This is a genomic window from Microbacterium schleiferi (assembly GCF_038150145.1).
Classification (GTDB): Bacteria; Actinomycetota; Actinomycetes; order Actinomycetales; family Microbacteriaceae; genus Microbacterium; species Microbacterium schleiferi_B.
Genome location: NZ_JBBWSA010000008.1, coordinates 20850 through 43341, shown reverse-complemented (window position 1 = coordinate 43341; position 22492 = coordinate 20850). Strand labels below are relative to the sequence as shown.

Below are 22492 nucleotides of genomic sequence, written 5' to 3'. Positions count from 1 at the left end.
ATGCTTCCGGCACCGCACGACCTCGTCGCTTCCGCGACGGTGGTTCTCGTGCTGCGCCGACGTCTGGGCGGTCGCCGACTCTAGGCGACCCCGCTGCGTGCACGCGCGCGGCGGTGTCGCCACCTCCGGCTCTGTGCTTTCGATGCACGACGAACCCAGACAATAAGGTGGAATCCATGACCTACTCGGTCGCCGTCTCTGGCGCCTCCGGCTATGCCGGCGGCGAGATCCTGCGGCTGCTGGCGCAGCATCCCGATATCGACATCCGCACCGTCACAGCCCACTCCAACGCCGGTCAGCCCCTCATCGAGCACCAGCCGCACCTGCGTTCGCTGTCTCACCTGACGCTGCAAGACACCACCCCGGAGGTCCTCGCGGGCCACGACATCGTGTTCCTCGCCCTTCCGCACGGGCAGTCGGCGCAGTACACGGATGCCTTGGGCGAGGTGTCGTTGGTGATCGATGCCGGCGCCGATCACCGGCTTCGCGACGCAGCGGCGTGGGAGCAGTTCTACGGTGGGCCGCATCCCGAGGCGTGGACCTATGGTGTGCCCGAACTTCCCGTCGCGGGCGGAAAGATCCGTGACACCCTCGCCGGCGCGACTCGCATCGCCGCGCCCGGCTGCAACGCGTCGACGGTGAGTCTGTCCCTTGCCCCGGGTGTGGCTGCCGGGGTGATCGATCCGCGTGACCTCGTCAGCGTGCTCGCCGTCGGCCCGTCGGGTGCGGGAAAGAGCCTCAAGCCTCACCTGCTGGCAAGCGAAGTGCTCGGCAGCGCGAACCCGTATGCGGTCGGCGGCACACACCGTCACATCCCCGAGATTCGGCAGGCGCTGCAGGATGCCGGGGCCGCCGAGGTGCGCATCTCGTTCACCCCGGTCATCGTCCCGATGGCCCGTGGGATCCTCGCCACCTCGACGGCGCCGATCGCGCCCGGCGCGACGGATGGCGACATCCGTACCGCCTGGGAGCAGGCATACGCCGACGAACCGTTCGTCCAGCTACTGCCGGAAGGACAGGTCCCGCGCACGGCGGATGTCGTGGGGGCCAATACGGCGCTCCTGGGGCTCGCGATCGACCGGGCCGCGGGCCGGGTCGTGGTCGTTGCCGCTGTCGACAATCTCGTAAAGGGCACGGCGGGTGCCGCGGTCCAGTCCATGAACATCGCGCTCGGCCTTCCGGAGGCCCGCGCTCTCACCACGAACGGAGTGGCACCGTGAGCGTCACCGCGCCCGCAGGGTTCGAAGCGGCAGGGGTTGTCGCAGGCCTGAAGTCGACCGGGAAACCGGACGTTGCCGTGGTCGTCAACCGCGGTCCACTCGCCGTCGGTGCTGCGGTGTTCACGAGCAACCGCGCCAAGGCCAACCCGATCCTCTGGTCGCAGCAGGCCATTCAGGACGGCGTCGTCGAAGCAATCGTGCTCAACTCCGGCGGCGCGAACTGCTTCACCGGATCGTTCGGATTCCTCACCACGCACCTGACCGCCGAGCGCGCTGCTGAACTGCTCGGAGTGAGTGCCGGCGACATCCAGGTGTGCTCGACGGGGCTGATCGGCACCGGTGATCAGGTGTTCCGCGACAAGGTGCTCGCGGGTACCGAGGCAGCGATCGGCGCGCTGTCGCCGGACGGCGGCGAGGATGCTGCCCGAGCGATCATGACGACGGACTCGCGGCCGAAGACCACCATCGTCGCCGGCGACGGCTGGACGATCGGTGGAATGGCCAAGGGCGCCGGGATGCTGGCCCCCGGGCTTGCGACGATGCTCGTGGTCCTGACTACCGACGCCGTCCTGACCTCGGCAGAAGCCGACGAGCACCTGCGCGCCGCGACACGGGTGAGCTTTGACCGACTCGACTCCGACGGGTGCATGTCAACGAACGATCAGGTGACCCTGATGGTCAGCGGCGCGAGCGGTGTCACGCCCGCACAGGAGGCGTTCCGTAGCGCGCTCATCGCCGTCTGCACGGACCTCGCTACCCAGTTGCAGTCGGATGCCGAAGGCGCGAGCCACGACATCACGATCGAGGTGATCCACGCGGCATCCGAAGACGACGCCGTGGAGGTCGGCAGGTCGGTCGCGCGTAACAACCTCTTCAAGGCGGCGATCTTCGGCAACGACCCGAACTGGGGACGCGTGCTGGCAGCCATCGGCACGACGGCTGCCGAGTTCGACCCCTACGCCGTGGATGTCGAGATGAACGGCATCCGGGTGTGCTCCAACGGGGGACCCGACCAGCCGCGGGAACTCGTGGACCTCACTCCGCGGGCGACGAAGGTCGTCATCGATCTGAAGGTCGGAGACGCTGCAGCCACGATCTACACCAACGACCTCACCCACGACTACGTTCACGAGAACAGTGCCTACTCGTCATGACTGACCTACAAGAGACCACCCCCGATGAGGCAGCCGAGAAGGCAGCCGTCCTGATCGAGTCGCTGCCCTGGCTCAAGCGTTTTCGCGACCAGATCGTCGTCGTCAAGTACGGCGGCAACGCGATGGTCTCCGAAGAACTGCAGCGTACGGTCGCCGAAGACATTGCGTACCTCCGCTATGTCGGCGTCAAGCCGGTCGTCGTCCACGGCGGCGGCCCGCAGATCTCCCGGATGCTGGAGCGCCTCGACATTCCGAGCGAGTTCCAGGGCGGCTACCGGGTGACCAGTACCGAAGCGGTGTCCGTCGTCCGTATGGTGCTCACCGGCCACATCAACCCGCAGCTGGTCTCGAAGATCAATGCTCACGGCCCGTTCGCCACCGGCCTGTCGGGCGAAGACGCGGGCCTGTTCGGCGGCCGCCGCCGTGGGGTGGTCATCAACGGCGAAGAGGTCGATCTCGGCTCGGTCGGCGATGTCGTCCACGTCAACCCGACAGCGGTCCTCGATCACCTCGCCGCCGGTCGCATCCCCGTCGTGTCCTCGATAGCGCCCGACCTCGATCGGCCCGGGCACACGCTGAACGTCAACGCCGACGCCGCGGCCGCGGCGCTCGCTGTGGCGCTGAACGCCGCCAAGCTCGTCATCCTCACCGACGTTCCGGGACTGTACGCCGACTGGCCGAACCGCGACTCGCTCGTCTCGCACCTGACCTCGGCAGAGCTGCGCACGATGCTCCCGACGCTGGAGTCGGGGATGGTCCCCAAGATGCAGGCGTGTCTGGACGCCGTCGACGGGGGAGTGGACACGGCAGCGATCATCGACGGGCGCGTGCCGCATTCGCTTCTGATCGAAGTCTTCACGAGCAAGGGCATCGGAACCGAAGTGGTGAGCGCATGAGCACGGTGCTCCCCGAGACGAAAAGAGGCGACATGAACGACGAGGCAGCAATCCCGGCATCCTGGCGGGACGATGCCCGCCGCGACCTGCTCGCCAACGCCGGCGACCGCCTCGCGCTGTTCACCCGCGGCGAGGGTGCCTACCTCTGGGATGAGGCAGGCAAGCGCTACCTGGACTTCCTTGCCGGTATCGCGGTGAACTCCCTGGGACACGCGCATCCGGCGTTCGTCGAGGCGGTGTCGGCGCAGGCGGCGACGCTCGCTCACGTGTCGAACTACTTCGCGACCCCGCCGCAGCTCGCGCTGGCAGCGAGGCTCAAGCGGCTCGCGGGAACCGGCGATTCCGGCCGCGTTTACTTCTCGAACTCGGGAGCGGAGGCCAACGAAGCAGCGTTCAAGCTCGGCCGACTGCATGGCGGGGCCGACAGACCACGCATCCTCGCCCTCACCGACGCGTTCCACGGCCGCACGATGGGCACTCTCGCCCTCACAGGCAAGCCGGCCATGCAGCAACCGTTCCTTCCGATGGTTCCCGGTGTGGAGTTCCTGGACTCGACGATCGAGGCACTCGAGGCGGCGATGGATGACGCGGTGGCCGCGCTTATCCTCGAACCCATCAAGGGGGAGGCTGGCGTTCTGCCGCTCCCGGACGGCTATCTCGAGGCTGCCCGCGAGCTGACTTCGCGCCACGGCGCGCTTCTCATCCTTGATGAGATCCAGACTGGTGCCGGCCGCACCGGCGAGTGGTTCGCGTTCCAGCACACCGGCATAACCCCGGATGCCATCACCGTTGCCAAGGGCATCGGCGGCGGGTTCCCGATCGGTGCGCTCATTACGTACGGCGCGGCGAGCGAGCTGTTCTACCCCGGCACCCATGGTTCGACGTTCGGCGGTAACGCGCTGGCCACCGCAGTGGCCGGGGCGGTGCTGGAAGAGATCGAGCGCGCCGACTTGGTGAGCAACGCGCGCACGCGTGGCGCCCAGGTGCGTGAGGGCGTCCTCGCGATCGATTCCCCGCTGATTGCCGGATGCCGCGGGCAGGGCCTGCTGCTTGGCGTGGCGCTCTCGCGTCCCGTTGCGAAAGCAGTCGTCGCAGCGGCACAGGAACACGGGCTCATCGTCAACGCCGCCAACGACGAGACGATCCGGATCGCGCCGGCACTGACGATCGGCGATGTCGAGATCGATGAGTTCTTGACCCTGTTCACCGCGTCCCTGGCAACCGTGACCGATGCCCTCCTGCTCGATGAGACCTCGCAGCCCGACCACAAGGAAGCCGCGCAATGACCCGCCACCTGCTTCGTGACGATGACCTGACCCCGACAGAGCAGGCGGAGATCCTCGCTCTTGCTGCGGAGTTGAAGAAGGATCGCTGGCAGGTCCAGCCGCTGGCGGGCCCGCAGACCGTCGCGGTGATCTTCGACAAGTCATCAACGCGCACCCGCGTGTCGTTTGCCGTGGGCATCGCGGATCTCGGCGGGTCCCCGCTGATCATCTCGACGGCCAACAGCCAGCTGGGTGGCAAGGAGACTCCCGCCGATACCGCGCGCGTGCTCGAGCGGCAGGTTGCCGCGATCGTGTGGCGCACCTACGCGCAGGCGGGGCTGGAAGAGATGGCCGCCGGTACCCGCGTGCCCGTCATCAATGCGCTCAGCGACGACTTCCATCCGTGTCAGATCCTGGCCGACCTGCTCACGATCCAGGAGCACAAGGGTGAGTTGAAGGGCCTCACGCTCGCCTTCTTCGGTGACGGGCGCACGAATATGGGTCAGTCCTATGTGCTCGGCGGGGTCACAGCCGGGATGCATGTGCGGGTCGCCTCGCCGGTGGAGTACGCACCGCGGGAGGATGTCGTTGCCGATGCCGACCGCCGCGCCGAACAGACTGGCGGCTCGGTCTCGCTCTACACCGACCCCAACGAGGCCGCCGCTGGCGCAGACATCATCGTCACCGACACCTGGGTCTCGATGGGCAAGGAGGCCGAGAAGCTGCAGCGGCTTCGCGACCTGACGCCCTACAAGGTGTCGCAAGAGCTCATGAGCCTCGCCAAAGACGACGCGATCTTCATCCACTGTCTGCCTGCCGACCGCGGGTACGAAGTGGATGCCGAGGTCATCGACGGTCCACAGAGCGTCGTGTGGGACGAAGCCGAAAATCGACTCCACGCGCAGAAGGCCCTGCTGGTGTGGTTGCTGCAGCAGCAGTAGCCGATCGGGTCGTCGGTAATCTCCGGCGCCTTGACGGACCACCGCGGATTCCGGGGCTCGATCTTGCCCGCGGACTCGCGGTGATCGGGATGCTCGTAGCTCACCTGTTCACACTGCCCGAGATCGACTTGACCGATCCGGCGACCTGGGGTGGGATTGCCGGTGGTCGCTCATCGATTCTGTTTGCGACACTCGCCGGGGTCTCGATCTCGATCGTCACCGCTGGCCCTCGCGCTCCCCGCGCACCCGGCAGGTGGCTGGCCTGGCGAGCCCTCGTGCTCTGGGTCATCGGTATCGCACTCATCCTCACGGGTGTGCCGATCTACGTCATCCTGCCGGCGTACGCGATCCTGTTCGCCGCGGCGATCCCGTTCGTGCGCGTGCGAACGGCGACCCTGTGGATCGGGGCTGCCGTGGTGGCGCTGGTCGTTCCGTGGCTGCTTCCCCCGATCGAGGCGGCGCCGTTCTGGGACACGGCGCCGGGTGAGGCGGTCTTTCTGTTGACGGGGTGGGCCTACCCTGCACCGCTGTGGCTTGCGTTCCTCCTGGCTGGTATGGCAGTCGGCCGCCTCGATCTCACGCGCCCAGCGGTGCTCTGGACGACGGCGGGGGTGGGCCTTGTCGTCACAGCGGTGGCAGAGACGCTGGCCGTCGTGCTTCCGGCCCCCGACGACGACTATCTCGGCCAGGTGTGGCGAGCGAGCGAGCATAGCGGCGGCATCCTCGAGGTGTGGAGCTCGGGCGGGTTCGCGATCGCGATCATTGCGCTGTGCGTGCTGGTGTGCCGCACCGTCCTGCGAGCCGTCGTACTTCCGATCCGGACGCTGGGTGCCATGCCGCTGACGGCGTACTCCGCGCAGATCGTCGTCTGGGCGATCTGGGCATTTATGGCGCTGGGAACGACCTCCGACCTCTTCGGTTTTCGCGCCATGAACCCGTTCTGGCCGATGACTCTCGGGATCATCGCAGCCTGTCTCGTGTGGGCGCTGCTGCTCGGCCGTGGTCCCCTCGAACGGCTGGTCGATCGGGTGTCGCGGCCGCGCGCGGATAGGCTGGCAGGATGACTGCGACGGGTGATGCAACGCACGATGGCGCCCTCTGGGGTGCGCGATTCGCTTCGGGCCCTTCGCCCGAGCTTGCGGCTCTCAGCGTCTCCACTCACTTCGACTGGGCGCTCGCCGCGTACGACATCCGAGGATCGCGCGCTCACGCATCTGCCCTCGAGGCAGCGGGCTACCTCACGTCCGACGAAGCTGCCAGCATGCGCGCCGGCCTCGACGAGCTCGCGGATGCCGTTGCCCGTGGCGACGTCGTTGCCCGGCCTCAGGACGAAGACGTCCACGGTGCGCTCGAGCAGGCTCTCATCGATATCGTCGGTCCCGAGCTGGGCGGAAAGCTCCGGGCCGGACGTAGCCGCAACGACCAGATCGCAACGCTGGTGCGGATGTACCTCCTCGACCACACGCGGACGCTGGTGCGTGAGATCGTCCGTCTCATCGACGCCATCGTCGCCCAGGCCGAGGCGCACCCCGCCGCCATCATGCCGGGGCGCACTCACCTCCAGCACGCGCAACCGATCCTGCTGGCGCACCACCTGCTCGCGCACGCGTGGCCACTCGTGCGCGATCTCGAACGACTCCGCGATTGGTCGGCGCGCGCGTCGGTGTCTCCGTACGGCGGGGGAGCGCTCGCCGGATCCACTCTGGGACTTGATCCCGCGCTTGTCGCTGCAGAACTCGGGCTCTCTCGGCCAGCAGAGAACTCGCTGGATGGGACGGCGGCGCGCGACGTCGTCGCCGAGTTCGCGTTCATCGCGGCCCAGATCGGGGTCGATCTCTCGCGCTTTGCCGAAGACATCATTGTGTGGAACACGCGCGAGTTCGGTTTCGTCACGCTCGATGACGGCTACTCGACAGGCTCGAGCATCATGCCGCAGAAGAAGAACCCCGACATCGCGGAACTGGCGCGGGGCAAGGCGGGGCGTCTGATCGGAAACCTCACCGGGCTGCTCGCGACACTCAAGGGTCTGCCCCTGGCCTACAACCGCGATCTGCAGGAAGACAAAGAGCCCGTCTTCGATTCGGTGCGCACACTCGAGACCGTCTTGCCCGCCTTTGCCGGGATGGTCGCGACCCTGCGCTTCGACACCGATCGGATGGCGGAGCTCGCGCCGCAGGGCTTCTCGCTTGCCACGGATGTCGCGGAGTGGCTCGTTCGGAAAGGTGTTCCCTTCCGGGATGCCCATGAGATTTCCGGAAAGCTCGTGCAGGCATGTGAGGCCCGGGGAATCGGACTCGAAGACGCCGACGATGACCTGCTGGTGGAGGTGTCGCCGCGGCTCACGCCGGGAGTTCGCGACGTGCTGACGATCGAAGGATCGGTCGCCAGTAGGACCGGTGCCGGCGGAACTGCTCCGGTGCGGGTCGCTGAGCAGCGCGCGGAACTGATTTCCCGCGTCCAGGACGTCGCGCACGCGCTGGGGTTGTGACGGAACTGGTCACCTCCACAAATCAGCTCTAGGCTTATTATCCTGCTACATAAGCGCTAAGCTGATTGCGTGACCATCGCGGTGATCGCTGACATCGTCGGATCCCGGCGCCTTGCCGACCGGGATGCTGCGCAGCGCGAGCTGGAGGCGACGGTTGCGCGCGTCCACGCCGAACGGCCAACGGCGCTCGTGCCGCTGACGGCGACCTTCGCCGACGAACTCCAGGCGGTCTTCGAGGAGCTGGATCACGCGCTTGCGTGGCTGCTGCTGCTTCAGCTCGCGCTTCCCGAAGAGATCGACCTGCGCTTCGGGGTCGGCATCGGCGCCGTGGGGGCCGTCTCGTCAGCAACCGGTCACATTTCCGACGGCCCCGGTTGGTGGTCGGCCCGTGACGCGGTCGAGGCCGTACACCGACTTCAGGATCGTGCCGTACCGCGCGCCCGGACGCGCGTTGTCGCAGCACCGGGGGAGGATGCCGCCATGGCAGAGCGCGTCCGATCCGTGAACGCATACCTGCTTGTGCGTGATGAGATCGTCGGCGCGATGTCGCCGCGCACACGCCGCCTCGCTTACGGCCGTTGCCTGGGCCGCACGCAACACGACCTCGCCGCACAGGAGGGGATCACGCAGTCCGCGGTCTCCCAGGCACTCGCCACCGGCGGGGCCGCAGGACTTGTTGCGGGGTTCCGGATCCTGGACGGCGCGTCCGGATGATCGCCGCAGGCATCGTCCTCCTCGCGGTCGGCGGCGTCGACCTCACGCGGCGCTCCTTGACCGGGCTGTCGCGCGCGGGTGTTCTTGCAGCGCTCGGAGTTGTCTTGCTCATCGCCTCGGCCGGCGCGGATGCCGCGGTTTGGAGCTTCGTCGCCGCCGGTGTGGCGGCGGTCTGGGTGCTGACCACCCCGGATCGCCGCGGCGGGCGCGCCGGCTTTTGGCCCGTCGCGCTCGTGGTGGCAGTCGCTGCCCTCGCCGTCGCGCTCCTGGGTGTCCGAGAAGACCAGGGACCGCTCGGTGACATGTGGCCCTCCGGCTCGCCGCTGGGAGCAGTGAGCCTGGACGTCGCTGTCCTCGTCATCGGCGCGATCGTCTTCCTGCTCGAATCGGGCAACGTGATCGTTCGGATCGCGCTTCGAGACGGCGACGTACCCGTCGAAGAGCGCGCGGCGACGCTCAAGGGCGGACGACTCATCGGTCCGATAGAACGGGTGCTCGTCTTCGCCCTCACCCTCAGCGGTGCGTTCACGCTCCTGGCCGCAGTGCTTGCAGCCAAGGGCATCGTCCGCTTTCCCGAGATCTCTCGTGACGGCGAGGGCGGCATCCGCGCCGAGTACTTTCTGATCGGGAGCCTCGTGAGCTGGACGACAGCCCTTGCTGTGGCCTTCCTGGTCTGGTGGGGGACCTCGACCTGAGGCCCCGGTCAGCAGTTGGCGCGCTGCTAGCCTGAGGATCGTGGCAGAACTGACGACCGATTCCCCCGTCCGCGCGCTGGAGCCGGCGAATGATCCTTCGTTCGAATCGGTGTGGGACGAGATCGTCTGGCGCGGTCTGGTGCATGTTTCCACCGATCAGGAGGCGCTGCGCGAGCTTCTGGGGGGCCGGCCGATCACCTACTACTGCGGGTTCGACCCGACCGCGCCGAGTCTGCACCTCGGCAACCTCGTCCAGCTGCTCCTGCTGCGTCGGCTGCAGCTTGCCGGCCATCGGCCGCTGGGACTTGTCGGAGGATCGACGGGGCTCATCGGCGATCCGCGACCGACTGCCGAGCGCACGCTGAACACGCCGGAGACCGTGCAGGAGTGGGTGACGCGCCTGCGCGCGCAGGTCGAGCAGTTCCTCAGCTTCGAGGGCGAGAACGCTGCCCGCATCGTCAACAACCTGGACTGGACCGCGCCACTGTCGGCAATCGACTTCTTGCGTGAGATCGGCAAGCACTACCGGGTCGGCACGATGCTGAAGAAGGACGCGGTTAGTGCCCGACTGAACTCCGAGGCGGGGATCAGCTACACGGAGTTCAGCTACCAGATCCTCCAGGGAATGGACTTCCTGGAGCTCTATCGCACCTACGGGTGCGTACTGCAGACCGGCGGTAGCGACCAGTGGGGCAACCTCACCAGCGGTGTGGATCTCGTCCACCATGTCGAGCACGCGGGAGTTCACGCGATCGGGACGCCGCTGATCACCAACAGCGACGGCACGAAGTTCGGCAAGAGCGAGGGCAACGCGATCTGGCTGGATGCCGCGATGTGCTCTCCGTACCGGATGTACCAGTTCTGGCTCAACACCGACGACGCCGACGTCATCACGCGGATGAAGATCTTCACGTTCCTCACTCGCGAAGAGATCGAAGAGTACGAGCGACTCGTTGCGGTGGAGCCCTACCGCCGGGCAGCGCAGCGTCGTCTCGCTCTCGAGGTGACGACGACCGTGCATGGCGCAGAGGCGACGGCGGCAGTGATCGCCGCTTCCGAGGCCCTGTTCGGACAGGGTGATCTCACATCGCTGGATGCCGAAGTCCTTCGCACCGCGCTGGAGGAGTTGCCGCACGTGCAGGGGACGGAGGAGATGACCGTCGTCGAGGCGCTCGTCGCAACCGGACTTGTCACCAGCCTCTCCGAGGCTCGCCGCGCTGTCGCGCAGGGAGGAGTGTCGCTCGACGGTAATCGTGTCGACGACGACGGTGCGCTGGTCACCGGCGGGCTGCCCGGGGGGGTGTCGGTGCTGCGCCGCGGCAAGAAGACGCTGGCCGGTGTCTTCGTCGACCCGCGTAACTCCGCGTGATGCGGCGCGACACGCCCGGGATGCGGCCAGGATTTGTCACGCTGTTCACATCCGCGTAATGTCTTACTTGTTCGCCCCAAAGGAGCGCGGTGAGGCTGAGAGCCTCCCCTCCTCAAGCAGTGAACCACCCCCCACCATAAAGACTCCTTGAGAGTCGCAGACCTCCGGGTCTAGGATGGGGAATCCGCTCTTCGCGGTGGTCCTGTCGACCGCTCGAGCGAGTCTGAGACTCGCCGGACGCCGATTTGACAGCAACGAAGAAACGGATAAGATAGAGAAGTTGCCCTGCGGGGAGGTCGAGAGGCCGAAAGCAGGAGCATCCGATCCTTGAGAACTCAACAGCGTGCACTTGTCAAATGCCAAAAAACCTCGATTCAGCTTCGGCTGAATGAGATTCCTTTGGATCAAAGTCCGGCACTTCGGTGCCGGCAACGGATAGTCAGCAATGACATCCCTTTGGTCAGATCAAACTCGCTGCTTCAGTCAATTTCCGGCTGATCGCAGCAACATTTCTTCACGGAGAGTTTGATCCTGGCTCAGGATGAACGCTGGCGGCGTGCTTAACACATGCAAGTCGAACGGTGAAGCAGAGCTTGCTCTGTGGATCAGTGGCGAACGGGTGAGTAACACGTGAGCAATCTGCCCCTGACTCTGGGATAAGCGCTGGAAACGGCGTCTAATACCGGATACGAGCTGCGAAGGCATCTTCAGCAGCTGGAAAGAATTTCGGTCAGGGATGAGCTCGCGGCCTATCAGCTTGTTGGTGAGGTAACGGCTCACCAAGGCGTCGACGGGTAGCCGGCCTGAGAGGGTGACCGGCCACACTGGGACTGAGACACGGCCCAGACTCCTACGGGAGGCAGCAGTGGGGAATATTGCACAATGGGCGAAAGCCTGATGCAGCAACGCCGCGTGAGGGACGACGGCCTTCGGGTTGTAAACCTCTTTTAGCAGGAAAGAAGCGAAAGTGACGGTACCTGCAGAAAAAGCGCCGGCTAACTACGTGCCAGCAGCCGCGGTAATACGTAGGGCGCAAGCGTTATCCGGAATTATTGGGCGTAAAGAGCTCGTAGGCGGTCTGTCGCGTCTGCTGTGAAAACCCGAGGCTCAACCTCGGGCCTGCAGTGGGTACGGGCAGACTAGAGTGCGGTAGGGGAGATTGGAATTCCTGGTGTAGCGGTGGAATGCGCAGATATCAGGAGGAACACCGATGGCGAAGGCAGATCTCTGGGCCGTAACTGACGCTGAGGAGCGAAAGGGTGGGGAGCAAACAGGCTTAGATACCCTGGTAGTCCACCCCGTAAACGTTGGGAACTAGTTGTGGGGTCCATTCCACGGATTCCGTGACGCAGCTAACGCATTAAGTTCCCCGCCTGGGGAGTACGGCCGCAAGGCTAAAACTCAAAGGAATTGACGGGGACCCGCACAAGCGGCGGAGCATGCGGATTAATTCGATGCAACGCGAAGAACCTTACCAAGGCTTGACATATACGAGAACGGGCCAGAAATGGTCAACTCTTTGGACACTCGTAAACAGGTGGTGCATGGTTGTCGTCAGCTCGTGTCGTGAGATGTTGGGTTAAGTCCCGCAACGAGCGCAACCCTCGTTCTATGTTGCCAGCACGTAATGGTGGGAACTCATGGGATACTGCCGGGGTCAACTCGGAGGAAGGTGGGGATGACGTCAAATCATCATGCCCCTTATGTCTTGGGCTTCACGCATGCTACAATGGCCGGTACAAAGGGCTGCAATACCGCGAGGTGGAGCGAATCCCAAAAAGCCGGTCCCAGTTCGGATTGAGGTCTGCAACTCGACCTCATGAAGTCGGAGTCGCTAGTAATCGCAGATCAGCAACGCTGCGGTGAATACGTTCCCGGGTCTTGTACACACCGCCCGTCAAGTCATGAAAGTCGGTAACACCTGAAGCCGGTGGCCCAACCCTTGTGGAGGGAGCCGTCGAAGGTGGGATCGGTAATTAGGACTAAGTCGTAACAAGGTAGCCGTACCGGAAGGTGCGGCTGGATCACCTCCTTTCTAAGGAGCATCTGGCACCCTCGGGTGTCCAGGCGCCGGATCGAGACAAACGTTCTCGCCGGTTAGCTCATGGGTGGAACATTTGACGAGGTGTCGATCGAAGATCGCCCCGCATAGTACGTCCTTCGGGACTGGAACCGCGGATCGTGAACGATCGACACATGCACGCTGTTGGGTCCTGAGGGACCGGATGCCGCGAATGCGGCAGCTGAACCTCAGGGCCTTTTCTGGCGGTCGCAGAGCGACACGCGGGGAAGGTACCGCCCGTACTTTGAGAACTACACAGTGGACGCGAGCATCTTAGAGACGATCTTCGGATCGTTTCACAAAGATGATCTTTTTAGATCATTAGTCAATTTCTGATCCGGCTTCGGTCGGATCCGATTCTTGATAAAACTCATGTGATTTCAAGTCTTTAAGAGCAAACGGTGGATGCCTTGGCATCTGGAGCCGAAGAAGGACGTAGCAATCTGCGATAAGCCTCGGGGAGTGGATAAGCACACTTTGATCCGAGGATCTCCGAATGGGGAAACCCCGCTGGGCGGCGTGCCGACCCAGTGACTCCCGCCTGAATATATAGGGCGGGTAGAGGGAACGTGGGGAAGTGAAACATCTCAGTACCCACAGGAAGAGAAAGCAACCGCGATTCCGTTAGTAGTGGCGAGCGAAACCGGAACAGGCTAAACCGAGTACGTGTGATATCCGGCAGGAGTTGCGTATTCGGGGTTGTGGGACTTTTCGTGTTGTTCTGCCGAACAGCAAGCGTTACAAGAAGGTATAGACGAATGGCATTGAAAGGCCAGTCATAGAGGGTGCCAACCCCGTAGTCGAAATGCCTCCCTTGGCGCGAGAAGTATCCCAAGTAGCACGGGGCCCGAGAAATCCCGTGTGAATCTGTCAGGACCACCTGATAAGCCTAAATACTCCCAGATGACCGATAGCGGACAAGTACCGTGAGGGAAAGGTGAAAAGTACCCCGGGAGGGGAGTGAAATAGTACCTGAAACCGTTTGCTTACAAACCGTTGGAGCAGCCCTAGCAGCTGTGACAGCGTGCCTTTTGAAGAATGAGCCTGCGAGTTAGCGATATGTGGCGAGGTTAACCCGTGTGGGGTAGCCGTAGCGAAAGCGAGTCTGAATAGGGCGATTCAGTCGCATGTCCTAGACCCGAAGCGAAGTGATCTATCCATGGCCAGGCTGAAGCGACGGTAAGACGTCGTGGAGGGCCGAACCCACTTAGGTTGAAAACTGAGGGGATGAGCTGTGGATAGGGGTGAAAGGCCAATCAAACTTCGTGATAGCTGGTTCTCTCCGAAATGCATTTAGGTGCAGCGTTGCGTGTTTCTTGCCGGAGGTAGAGCTACTGGATGGCCGATGGGCCCTACAAGGTTACTGACGTCAGCCAAACTCCGAATGCCGGTAAGTGAGAGCGCAGCAGTGAGACTGTGGGGGATAAGCTTCATAGTCGAGAGGGAAACAACCCAGACCACCAACTAAGGTCCCTAAGCGCGTGCTAAGTGGGAAAGGATGTGGAGTTGCTCAGACAACCAGGAGGTTGGCTTAGAAGCAGCCACCCTTGAAAGAGTGCGTAATAGCTCACTGGTCAAGTGATTCCGCGCCGACAATGTAACGGGGCTCAAGCACGCCACCGAAGTTGTGGCATTGACATTATTGGTAGGCCTTCGTGGTCCAGCCGTGTTGATGGGTAGGAGAGCGTCGTGTGGCCAGCGAAGCGGCGGTGTGAACCAGCCGTGGAGGCTACACGAGTGAGAATGCAGGCATGAGTAGCGAAAGACGTGTGAGAAACACGTCCTCCGAAAGACCAAGGGTTCCAGGGTCAAGCTAATCTTCCCTGGGTAAGTCGGGACCTAAGGCGAGGCCGACAGGCGTAGTCGATGGACAACGGGTTGATATTCCCGTACCGGCGAAGAACCGCCCCAATCAATCCAGTGGTGCTAAGTGCCCGAATCCCCTTGTACGATCCCTTCGGGGTGAGGCATTGGGCCTAGCGCACGACCCCATGCTGGTGCGGTTAGCGTATTAACAGGTGTGACGCAGGAAGGTAGCCCAAGCCAGGCGATGGTTGTCCTGGTGCAAGTGCGTAGGCCGAGTGATAGGCAAATCCGTCACTCATACGGCTGAGACACGATGCGGATAAAAAGTGGGCGATCCTATGCTGCCAAGAAAAGCATCGACGCGAGGTTCTAGCCGCCCGTACCCCAAACCGACTCAGGTGGTCAGGTAGAGAATACCAAGGAGATCGAGAGAATCGTGGTTAAGGAACTCGGCAAAATGCCCCCGTAACTTCGGGAGAAGGGGGGCCTTCGACGTATTAGGACTTGCTCCGAAAGCGTTTGGAGGCCGCAGAGACTAGTGGGTAGCGACTGTTTACTAAAAACACAGGTCCGTGCCAAGTCGCAAGACGATGTATACGGACTGACGCCTGCCCGGTGCTGGAAGGTTAAGAGGACGGGTTAGCGCAAGCGAAGCTCAGAATTTAAGCCCCAGTAAACGGCGGTGGTAACTATAACCATCCTAAGGTAGCGAAATTCCTTGTCGGGTAAGTTCCGACCTGCACGAATGGCGTAACGACTTCCCAACTGTCTCAACCGCGAACTCGGCGAAATTGCACTACGAGTAAAGATGCTCGTTACGCGCAGCAGGACGGAAAGACCCCGTGACCTTTACTACAGCTTGGTATTGGTGTTCGGTGTGGCTTGTGTAGGATAGGTGGGAGACTTTGAAGCAGGGACGCCAGTTCTTGTGGAGTCATTGTTGAAATACCACTCTGGTCACTCTGGATGTCTAACTTAGAACCGTAATCCGGTTCAGGGACAGTGCCTGGTGGGTAGTTTAACTGGGGCGGTTGCCTCCCAAAAAGTAACGGAGGCGCCCAAAGGTTCCCTCAACCTGGTTGGCAATCAGGTGGCGAGTGTAAGTGCACAAGGGAGCTTGACTGTGAGACTGACAGGTCGAGCAGGGACGAAAGTCGGGACTAGTGATCCGGCAGTGGCTTGTGGAAGCGCTGTCGCTCAACGGATAAAAGGTACCTCGGGGATAACAGGCTGATCTTGCCCAAGAGTCCATATCGACGGCATGGTTTGGCACCTCGATGTCGGCTCGTCGCATCCTGGGGCTGGAGTAGGTCCCAAGGGTTGGGCTGTTCGCCCATTAAAGCGGTACGCGAGCTGGGTTTAGAACGTCGTGAGACAGTTCGGTCCCTATCCGCTGCGCGCGTAGGAAGTTTGAGAGGATCTGACCCTAGTACGAGAGGACCGGGTTGGACGAACCTCTGGTGTGTCAGTTGTTCCGCCAGGAGCACCGCTGATTAGCTACGTTCGGGATGGATAACCGCTGAAAGCATCTAAGCGGGAAGCCGGCCTCAAGATGAGACTTCCATGCCTACGGGCGAGAGGCTCCCAGCAGACTACTGGGTTGATAGGCCAGATGTGGAAGCGTGGTAACACGTGCAGCTGACTGGTACTAATAAGCCGATGACTTGATAACACACCGTTTTTGGTGCTTGCGTCCACTGAGTGGTTCTCGATGTACGGTCGAGAACCGCATGACAATGACTTTTGTTGTGCAGACTGAAACATCAATAGTGTTTCGGCGGCCATAGCGAGAGGGAAACGCCCGGTCCCATTCCGAACCCGGAAGCTAAGCCTCTCAGCGCCGATGGTACTGCAGGGGGGACCCTGTGGGAGAGTAGGACACCGCCGGACTTCTTTCACGAAATGGCCACCCAGTGTTGGGTGGCCATTTCGCGTTAACGGGCCGTTGCATCGTGCATGCACGCCACTGTGGAAGGATCGGGCAGGACATGGTAGAGGACAACGCCGCTGAGGCTGACGATTCTTCGCGCGGCAGCCGAAACGAGGGGCCATCACGCCCTCGAGGAGAGCGCGGCCCCGCCCGGGGTGGCCGTCCTGATCGTGCTGGTGCCGCTCGACGCAGTGGGACAGATCGTAAGCCCTCTCGCGGCTCGACCGGCCGCCCTTCGAGCGGTGGCCGGGACGGGTCTTCCCACTCGAGCGAGGGGCGCCCTGCCCGTTCTGACGACCGTGGCAGACCACGCACCGCGGATCGTCACAGTGCGGGCAAGCGTCCCTCGGGCGATCGCCGGCAGTCTGAGCGTGGGCGTCCCGATCGTGCTGGGCGTCCGGATCGTCAGCCCCGTGTCGAAGACGTTCGTGAGCGCGCACCGGAGATCCCCGATGAGATCACGGCGCGCGATCTTGCGGCGCCGGCGCGTAACGAGCTCAAGACACTCAGTAAAGAGAACGCGGATGCCGTCGCTCGTCACCTCGCCATGGCGGCGCGGGTGATTGATACGGACCCGACGCTGGCGCACGCGCACGCGCAGGCCGCGGTAAAGCGCGCAGGCCGGATTGCTGTCGTTCGAGAGACGGCAGCGATCACCGCGTACGCAACCGGCGATTTCGCGCTCGCGCTGCGTGAGCTGCGTACCTACCGTCGTATCTCGGGCAAGGATGACCAGATTGCCCTGATGGTCGACAGTGAGCGTGGGGTTGGTCGGCCCGATCGGGCGCTGGAGGCCGGGCGAGCGGTTGACCGTTCCGCGCTCCCAGCTGGTGTGCGCGTCGAGCTTGCGATTGCGATGTCTGGTGCGCGTCTCGATCTCGGCGAACCCGAGCGTGCACTGAGCGAACTCGATATTCCGGAGCTGGACCCAGACCGCGCGTTTGAGTGGTCGCCGGCGCTCTTTGCTGCGCGTGCGACAGTTCTGGAGGAACTGGGGCGCGTCGAGGAAGCGCACGAGTGGCAGCGGCGCGCGATTATCGCTGCCGACGCTCTGGATGCGGCAGCCGGCTATGCCGAGAGCGAAGAGCTGTTCGTCGAGGACATCGAGCCTGAAGAGACCGAGCCTGCGGAGGAACCCACTGCACCTGCGGATCCGTCATCCGCTGTGGAGAGTGGCGAGGACCGCCTCGACGGGCCCCGCTGATGGCGGTGTTCTCGCGTCGCCGCGCCTTCTCAACGCCGCTTGATGGCGTGGATGTCGTCCTCGCCGACCTCGACGGCGTCGTCTATGCCGGAGCCGGTGCGCTGCCGTGGGCGGTGGAGAGCCTGTCGGGACTGGGGGAGCGGCGTCTGGGTTTCATCACGAACAACGCTTCTCGTACCGACGAGGCAGTCGCCGCGCACCTGCGGGAGCTCGGCCTTGCCGTGCAGGCCTCTGACGTCGTCACGAGCCCACAGGCTGCCATGCGCCTGCTTCGTAGTCGTGTCGAACCGGGCGCGACGATTCTCGTCGTCGGCGGGGAAGGCCTCGTCGTCGAACTCGAGAAGGCAGGATACGTCGTCACCCGCAGCGCCGAGGATTCCCCGGCCGCCGTGGTTCAGGGATTCGCGCCCGACGTGGGCTGGAAGCAGTTGGCAGAGGCTGCGTTCGCACTGAAGATTCCGGAAGACGAGGGCGGGATCCCCTGGATCGCGACGAACACCGACTGGACGATCCCGCAGGCGCGCGGCATTGCGCCGGGCAACGGCACTCTGGTGTCGGCGGTTCACACCGCGGTCGGTCGCTTGGCGACGGTCGCGGGAAAGCCCGAAACGCCCATCTTCGAGGAGGCCGTCGCCCGATTCGGCGCAGAGCATCCGCTCTTCATTGGAGACCGTCTCGACACCGACATCCTCGGCGCGTGCAGGGCGGGAATCGCCTCGGCTCTGGTGCTGACCGGAATCGACAGACCCAAGCACGTGTTGGCAGCTCCGGCCGGATCGCAGCCGACCTTCATCCTCGGTGATCTGCGGGAGCTGTCGGAGCCCTACCCCGAGGCGGTGACCCGTGACGGGGTGACCGACGTGCGCGGCGCTCGCGTCCGCATCGATGGCCCGGACGTCGAGATCCTCGCGGAGGGGGAGCGCCCCATCGACTTGCTGCGCGCGGGAGCCGCGGCGATCTGGGGGACCGGCCGCGCTATTTTCGGGTTCCGCGTGCCCGAACGCCTCTATGCGGATCCGTTCCACCGGCCCTAATCGCATCAGACCCCCTGTCGGGGGCCGCAGGGTGCTGTCGCGCCCGTAGTCTGGGTGTCATGCTCAGCGACGATCGTTCCGACGAGGATGCCGCTTCCGACCAGGCCGGGACCGGCGACGACGTGCCGGATGCCACCGCTCCGCGGCCCGACGAGGATCTGCTTTCACGGCTCGACATCGTCGAGTCGCAACCGTTGTCTGGCCGTGCGGCCGCCTACGAAGCGATCCACGAGGATCTGGCACGGCGCCTGGAGCACAATCCCGAAGTCCCACATCAGTGATCTCTCACCGATGACGCCCCGATTGGATGCCGAGCTCGCCGCTCGCGGCCTGGCACGCTCGCGAACGCACGCCGCGCGCCTGATCTCCGCGGGTAGCGTCACCGTCGACGGCCGCGGGGTCGTCAAGCCCTCAGCGGCGGTGGACGCAGCATCCGTCATCGAGGTCGCAGCCGACGATCACTACGTCAGTCGCGGGGCGCACAAGCTCAGTGCCGCACTCGACGCCTTCGCGGTGGATGTAGCCGGCAAGGTCGCGCTAGATCTCGGCGCGTCAACCGGCGGCTTCACGCAGGTACTGCGGGAGCGGGGAGCGACACCTGTCGTTGCGGTCGACGTCGGCCATGGGCAGCTCGCGCCCACTGTCGCCTCTGACCCCGAGGTCATCTCGGTCGAGGGGTTCAACGTGCGCTATATGGACGCCGATACGCTGCGTTCGGCATCCGGGGTGTCGTCTCAGCCCCAGATCGTGGTGGGAGATCTCTCCTTCATCTCTCTGGGGCACGTGCTTCCCGCGATCTGCCGCGTCGCAGCGGCGGATGCCGACATCATCCTGCTCGCGAAGCCGCAGTTCGAGGTCGGGCGCACCAGCATCCGTGAAGGGGTCGTGACCGACGCAGCGCTGCGTTCCGAGGCTGTCATGGGGGTGCTCTGGTCTGCGTGGGATGCGGGACTCGGCACCCTCGGGGTGATCTCCTCCCCGATCGTGGGAACCCACGGCAACCTCGAGTACCTCGTGCATCTCGCCGCGTCGCGGGGCAGCAATCCGACAGAATGGATCAGCACGGTGAATCAGCTGACGGGAGCACGATGACCAACGAGGGCCGCAACATCCTCGTGGTCGCGCACGCGCTCCGCCCCGACACCGTCGACGCTGCTGCCCGCGTGATCGGCGCGCTCCGTGAGGCCGGCGCAACCCCCGTCCTCTCCTCCGACGATCGGGCTGAGCTCGGTACCGCGATCCCCGGCCCGCTCGCCGTACTGGGGGCCGATATCGCCGTCGCCGACATCGAGCTGGCGATCGTGCTCGGGGGCGATGGCACGATCCTGCGGGCCGCAGAGCTCGTTCGCGAGGGCAGCGCCCCCGTCCTCGGGATCAACATGGGTCACGTCGGCTTCCTCGCCGAGATCGAGCGCGATGACATGGATGAGGCAGTCCGGCGGGTCATCGACCGCGACTATACGGTCGAAGAGCGACTCGCGCTGCAGGTGCGGATCAAGGACCGCGACGAGCAGGTCATCTACGAGACGTGGGCGCTGAACGAAGCAACCGTTGAAAAGGCCAGCCGGGAGCGGATGCTCGAGGTCGTGATTGAGATCGATGGGCGGCCACTGTCGTCGTTCGGCTGCGACGGCATCGTGGTGTCCACCCCGACCGGCTCGACCGCCTACAACTTCTCCGCCGGCGGTCCGGTGATCTGGCCGGGAGTCGAAGCGATCGCCGTCGTCCCACTGTCGGCGCACGCGCTGTTTGCCAAGCCGCTCGTGATCGCGCCCGAGCACACCGTGGCCGTCGAGTTGCTCGAGCGCACGAACGGCACCGGCATCCTGTGGTGCGACGGTCGCCGCTCTCACGATCTTCCCGCCGGTGCCCGCGTCGTCGTGCGCCGATCGGAGCATCCCGTGCGGCTCGCGCGGCTGCATCCCGCGTCGTTCACCGATCGACTCGTCAAGAAGTTCCGCCTGCCCGTCGAAGGATGGCGCGGCCCGTCACCCGCGGCGGAGAGTTCGTGATCGAGCAGATGACCCTGCGGGACCTGGGCGTGATCGCCGAGGCCACCCTACCGATCGGTCCCGGGTTCACGGCGATCACGGGTGAGACCGGAGCGGGCAAGACGATGGTCGTCACGGGCCTCGGACTGCTTCTCGGTCAGCGCTCGGACAGCGGTGCTGTGCGCGCGGGGGCGGCCCAGGCATCCGTCGAAGGTGTGTGGATCGTGCCGCCCGATGGGCCTGTGGTCGAGCGCGTGCGTGAGGCTGGCGCGGATGTCGAACCGATCGATGACACCCGAGCCGAGCTGATCGTCGGACGCACCATCTCGAGCGAGGGGCGCAGCCGGGCGGCGGTCGGCGGTCGAGCAGCCCCCGCGGCTGTTCTCTCGGATCTTGCGGATGACCTCGTCGTCGTACATGGGCAGTCCGAGCAGCTGCGGTTGCGATCGAGCGCTGCCCAGCGAGACGCGCTCGACCGGTTCGGAGGTGCCGCGGTCGCCGACGCCCTCGAGGCGTACCGGGACCGATTCAGTGCCTGGGAGCGGCTGGACGAGCAGCTCACGACACTCGTCGCCGATCGCGATGCACGCGCCGCGGAAGCCGAGGAACTCCGCGCCGCGATCGCGGTGATCGAAGCGGTGGCACCGCGCGCCGGGGAGGATGCCGAACTCACCCAGTGGGCCGAGCGGCTCGCGAACGCCGAGGCGCTGCGGGAGGCCGCGGCGCTGGCGCATGCGGCACTGACAGCCGAAGACGAGGCAACAGACGCGACGACCCTCGTCGGGGAGGCGCGGCGTGCCCTGGAGCGTGCCGCGGGAAGTGACCCCGAGCTCGAGCGTCTCGCCGAGCAGGTAGCCGAGATCGGGTACCGGCTCGTCGATGTCTCAGCCTCGCTCGCGGGGTACCTCGCCGACCTCGATGAATCGGGTCCGCACGAACTTGCCGCCGTCGAGGAGCGCCGTGCGGCCCTGTCAGAACTGGTGCGCGCGCATGGCTCACTGGATGAGGCGATCGCGCTTCTGGACACCGGGTCGGCGCGGCTCGCAGAACTCGACGACGACGGCGAGCGGGTCGAGCGACTCACTCGGGAGCGGGAGGAGGCGGCATCCGCTCTCGATGAGGCGGCAGCTGCCCTCACGGCGGCGCGCACGACGGCTGCCGCCCGCCTCGGAGAGCTCGTGACCGCCGAGTTGCATGCTCTGGCGATGCCGGATGCCGAGATCGAGGTTTCCGTCACCCCCGCAGCTCCGAGCCGCTCCGGGCGGGACGAAGTGGCGATCCTCCTGGCACCCCACCCGGGTTCGTCGCCACGCCCGGTCTCGCGCAGCGCATCCGGCGGTGAGCTCAGCCGCGTCATGCTCGCGATCGAAGTCGTGATCGCGGCGGTCGATGCCGTGCCCACCTTTGTTTTCGACGAAGTGGATGCCGGAATCGGCGGCGCTGCGGCCATCGAGGTTGGCAGGCGCCTGGCGCGCCTGGCGCAGACATCCCAGGTGATCGCCGTGACCCACCTCGCGCAGGTCGCGGCGTTCGCGAACAACCATCTGAACGTCGTCAAAGCCAGCGATGGCGCGGTCACGGCATCCGGGGTTCACCAGCTCACCGGCGCCGCTCGCGAGGCCGAGATGGCGCGACTGCTGTCGGGGATGCCAGACTCCGAGGCAGCGCTCACCCACGCCCGCGAGTTGCTCGACCTGGGCACGATTGCCGACTGATAGGATCG

Annotated in this window: 16 protein-coding genes and 3 rRNA genes; all 19 read left to right on the top strand. The window is 64.6% G+C overall.

Going from position 1 to position 22492, the window contains the following annotated elements; all coding sequences use genetic code 11:
- Window positions 1–176: 176 nt before the first annotated feature.
- Window positions 177–1220 (top strand): N-acetyl-gamma-glutamyl-phosphate reductase, encoded by a 1044-nt coding sequence (gene argC, locus AADH62_RS10600; RefSeq protein ID WP_341579442.1) that lies wholly within the window; start codon window positions 177–179, stop codon window positions 1218–1220.
- Window positions 1217–2374, top strand: a complete 1158-nt coding sequence (gene argJ / locus AADH62_RS10595; RefSeq protein WP_341579441.1) for a bifunctional glutamate N-acetyltransferase/amino-acid acetyltransferase ArgJ — start codon at window positions 1217–1219, stop codon at window positions 2372–2374. Before argC ends, argJ begins: the two co-directional genes overlap by 4 nt.
- On the top strand, window positions 2371–3270 hold the full coding sequence (gene argB / locus AADH62_RS10590; protein ID WP_341579440.1) for an acetylglutamate kinase: 900 nt from the start codon (window positions 2371–2373) through the stop codon (window positions 3268–3270). The genes argJ and argB overlap by 4 nt, the downstream gene beginning before the upstream one ends.
- A gap of 32 nt (window positions 3271–3302) precedes the next feature.
- Complete coding sequence (locus AADH62_RS10585; RefSeq protein WP_341579528.1) at window positions 3303–4556, top strand: acetylornithine transaminase; 1254 nt, start codon at window positions 3303–3305, stop codon at window positions 4554–4556.
- Window positions 4553–5476, top strand: a complete 924-nt coding sequence (gene argF / locus AADH62_RS10580) for an ornithine carbamoyltransferase (protein WP_341579439.1) — start codon at window positions 4553–4555, stop codon at window positions 5474–5476. Before AADH62_RS10585 ends, argF begins: the two co-directional genes overlap by 4 nt.
- Window positions 5455–6540 carry a heparan-alpha-glucosaminide N-acetyltransferase domain-containing protein gene (locus AADH62_RS10575; protein WP_341579438.1) on the top strand — a complete coding sequence of 362 codons (1086 nt, stop codon included), beginning with the start codon at window positions 5455–5457 and terminating at the stop codon, window positions 6538–6540. Before argF ends, AADH62_RS10575 begins: the two co-directional genes overlap by 22 nt.
- A complete protein-coding gene (argH, locus tag AADH62_RS10570; protein WP_341579437.1) occupies window positions 6537–7964 on the top strand; it encodes an argininosuccinate lyase in 1428 nt (475 codons plus the stop codon). Before AADH62_RS10575 ends, argH begins: the two co-directional genes overlap by 4 nt.
- Before the next feature lie 69 nt (window positions 7965–8033).
- A complete protein-coding gene (locus AADH62_RS10565) occupies window positions 8034–8678 on the top strand; it encodes a SatD family protein (RefSeq protein ID WP_341579436.1) in 645 nt (214 codons plus the stop codon).
- On the top strand, window positions 8675–9373 hold the full coding sequence (locus tag AADH62_RS10560; protein ID WP_341579435.1) for a hypothetical protein: 699 nt from the start codon (window positions 8675–8677) through the stop codon (window positions 9371–9373). Before AADH62_RS10565 ends, AADH62_RS10560 begins: the two co-directional genes overlap by 4 nt.
- A 40-nt stretch (window positions 9374–9413) precedes the next feature.
- On the top strand, window positions 9414–10742 hold the full coding sequence (gene tyrS / locus AADH62_RS10555; RefSeq protein ID WP_341579434.1) for a tyrosine--tRNA ligase: 1329 nt from the start codon (window positions 9414–9416) through the stop codon (window positions 10740–10742).
- 513 nt (window positions 10743–11255) lie between these two features.
- Window positions 11256–12777, top strand: a 16S ribosomal RNA gene (locus AADH62_RS10550).
- 405 nt (window positions 12778–13182) lie between these two features.
- Window positions 13183–16282, top strand: a 23S ribosomal RNA gene (locus tag AADH62_RS10545).
- A gap of 101 nt (window positions 16283–16383) precedes the next feature.
- Window positions 16384–16500: ribosomal RNA gene (rrf, locus tag AADH62_RS10540) — 5S ribosomal RNA — on the top strand.
- Together the 16S, 23S and 5S rRNA genes form the textbook arrangement of a ribosomal RNA operon.
- Before the next feature lie 599 nt (window positions 16501–17099).
- The gene (locus AADH62_RS10535) at window positions 17100–17744 is read left to right on the top strand and encodes a hypothetical protein (protein ID WP_341579433.1); all 645 of its coding nucleotides are present in this window, start codon (window positions 17100–17102) and stop codon (window positions 17742–17744) included.
- Window positions 17744–18778: an HAD-IIA family hydrolase gene (locus tag AADH62_RS10530; RefSeq protein ID WP_341579432.1), complete on the top strand. Its 1035-nt coding sequence runs from the start codon at window positions 17744–17746 to the stop codon at window positions 18776–18778. Before AADH62_RS10535 ends, AADH62_RS10530 begins: the two co-directional genes overlap by 1 nt.
- Window positions 18779–18837: 59 nt before the next feature.
- Entirely contained in the window at window positions 18838–19059 is a 222-nt protein-coding gene (locus AADH62_RS10525; protein WP_341579431.1) for a hypothetical protein, read from the top strand.
- Between the two features lie 10 nt (window positions 19060–19069).
- Window positions 19070–19870 carry a TlyA family RNA methyltransferase gene (locus tag AADH62_RS10520; protein WP_341579430.1) on the top strand — a complete coding sequence of 267 codons (801 nt, stop codon included), beginning with the start codon at window positions 19070–19072 and terminating at the stop codon, window positions 19868–19870.
- Window positions 19867–20790: an NAD kinase gene (locus tag AADH62_RS10515; RefSeq protein WP_341579429.1), complete on the top strand. Its 924-nt coding sequence runs from the start codon at window positions 19867–19869 to the stop codon at window positions 20788–20790. Before AADH62_RS10520 ends, AADH62_RS10515 begins: the two co-directional genes overlap by 4 nt.
- Window positions 20787–22484, top strand: a complete 1698-nt coding sequence (recN, locus tag AADH62_RS10510; RefSeq protein ID WP_341579527.1) for a DNA repair protein RecN — start codon at window positions 20787–20789, stop codon at window positions 22482–22484. The genes AADH62_RS10515 and recN overlap by 4 nt, the downstream gene beginning before the upstream one ends.
- The last annotated feature ends 8 nt before the right edge of the window (window positions 22485–22492 follow it).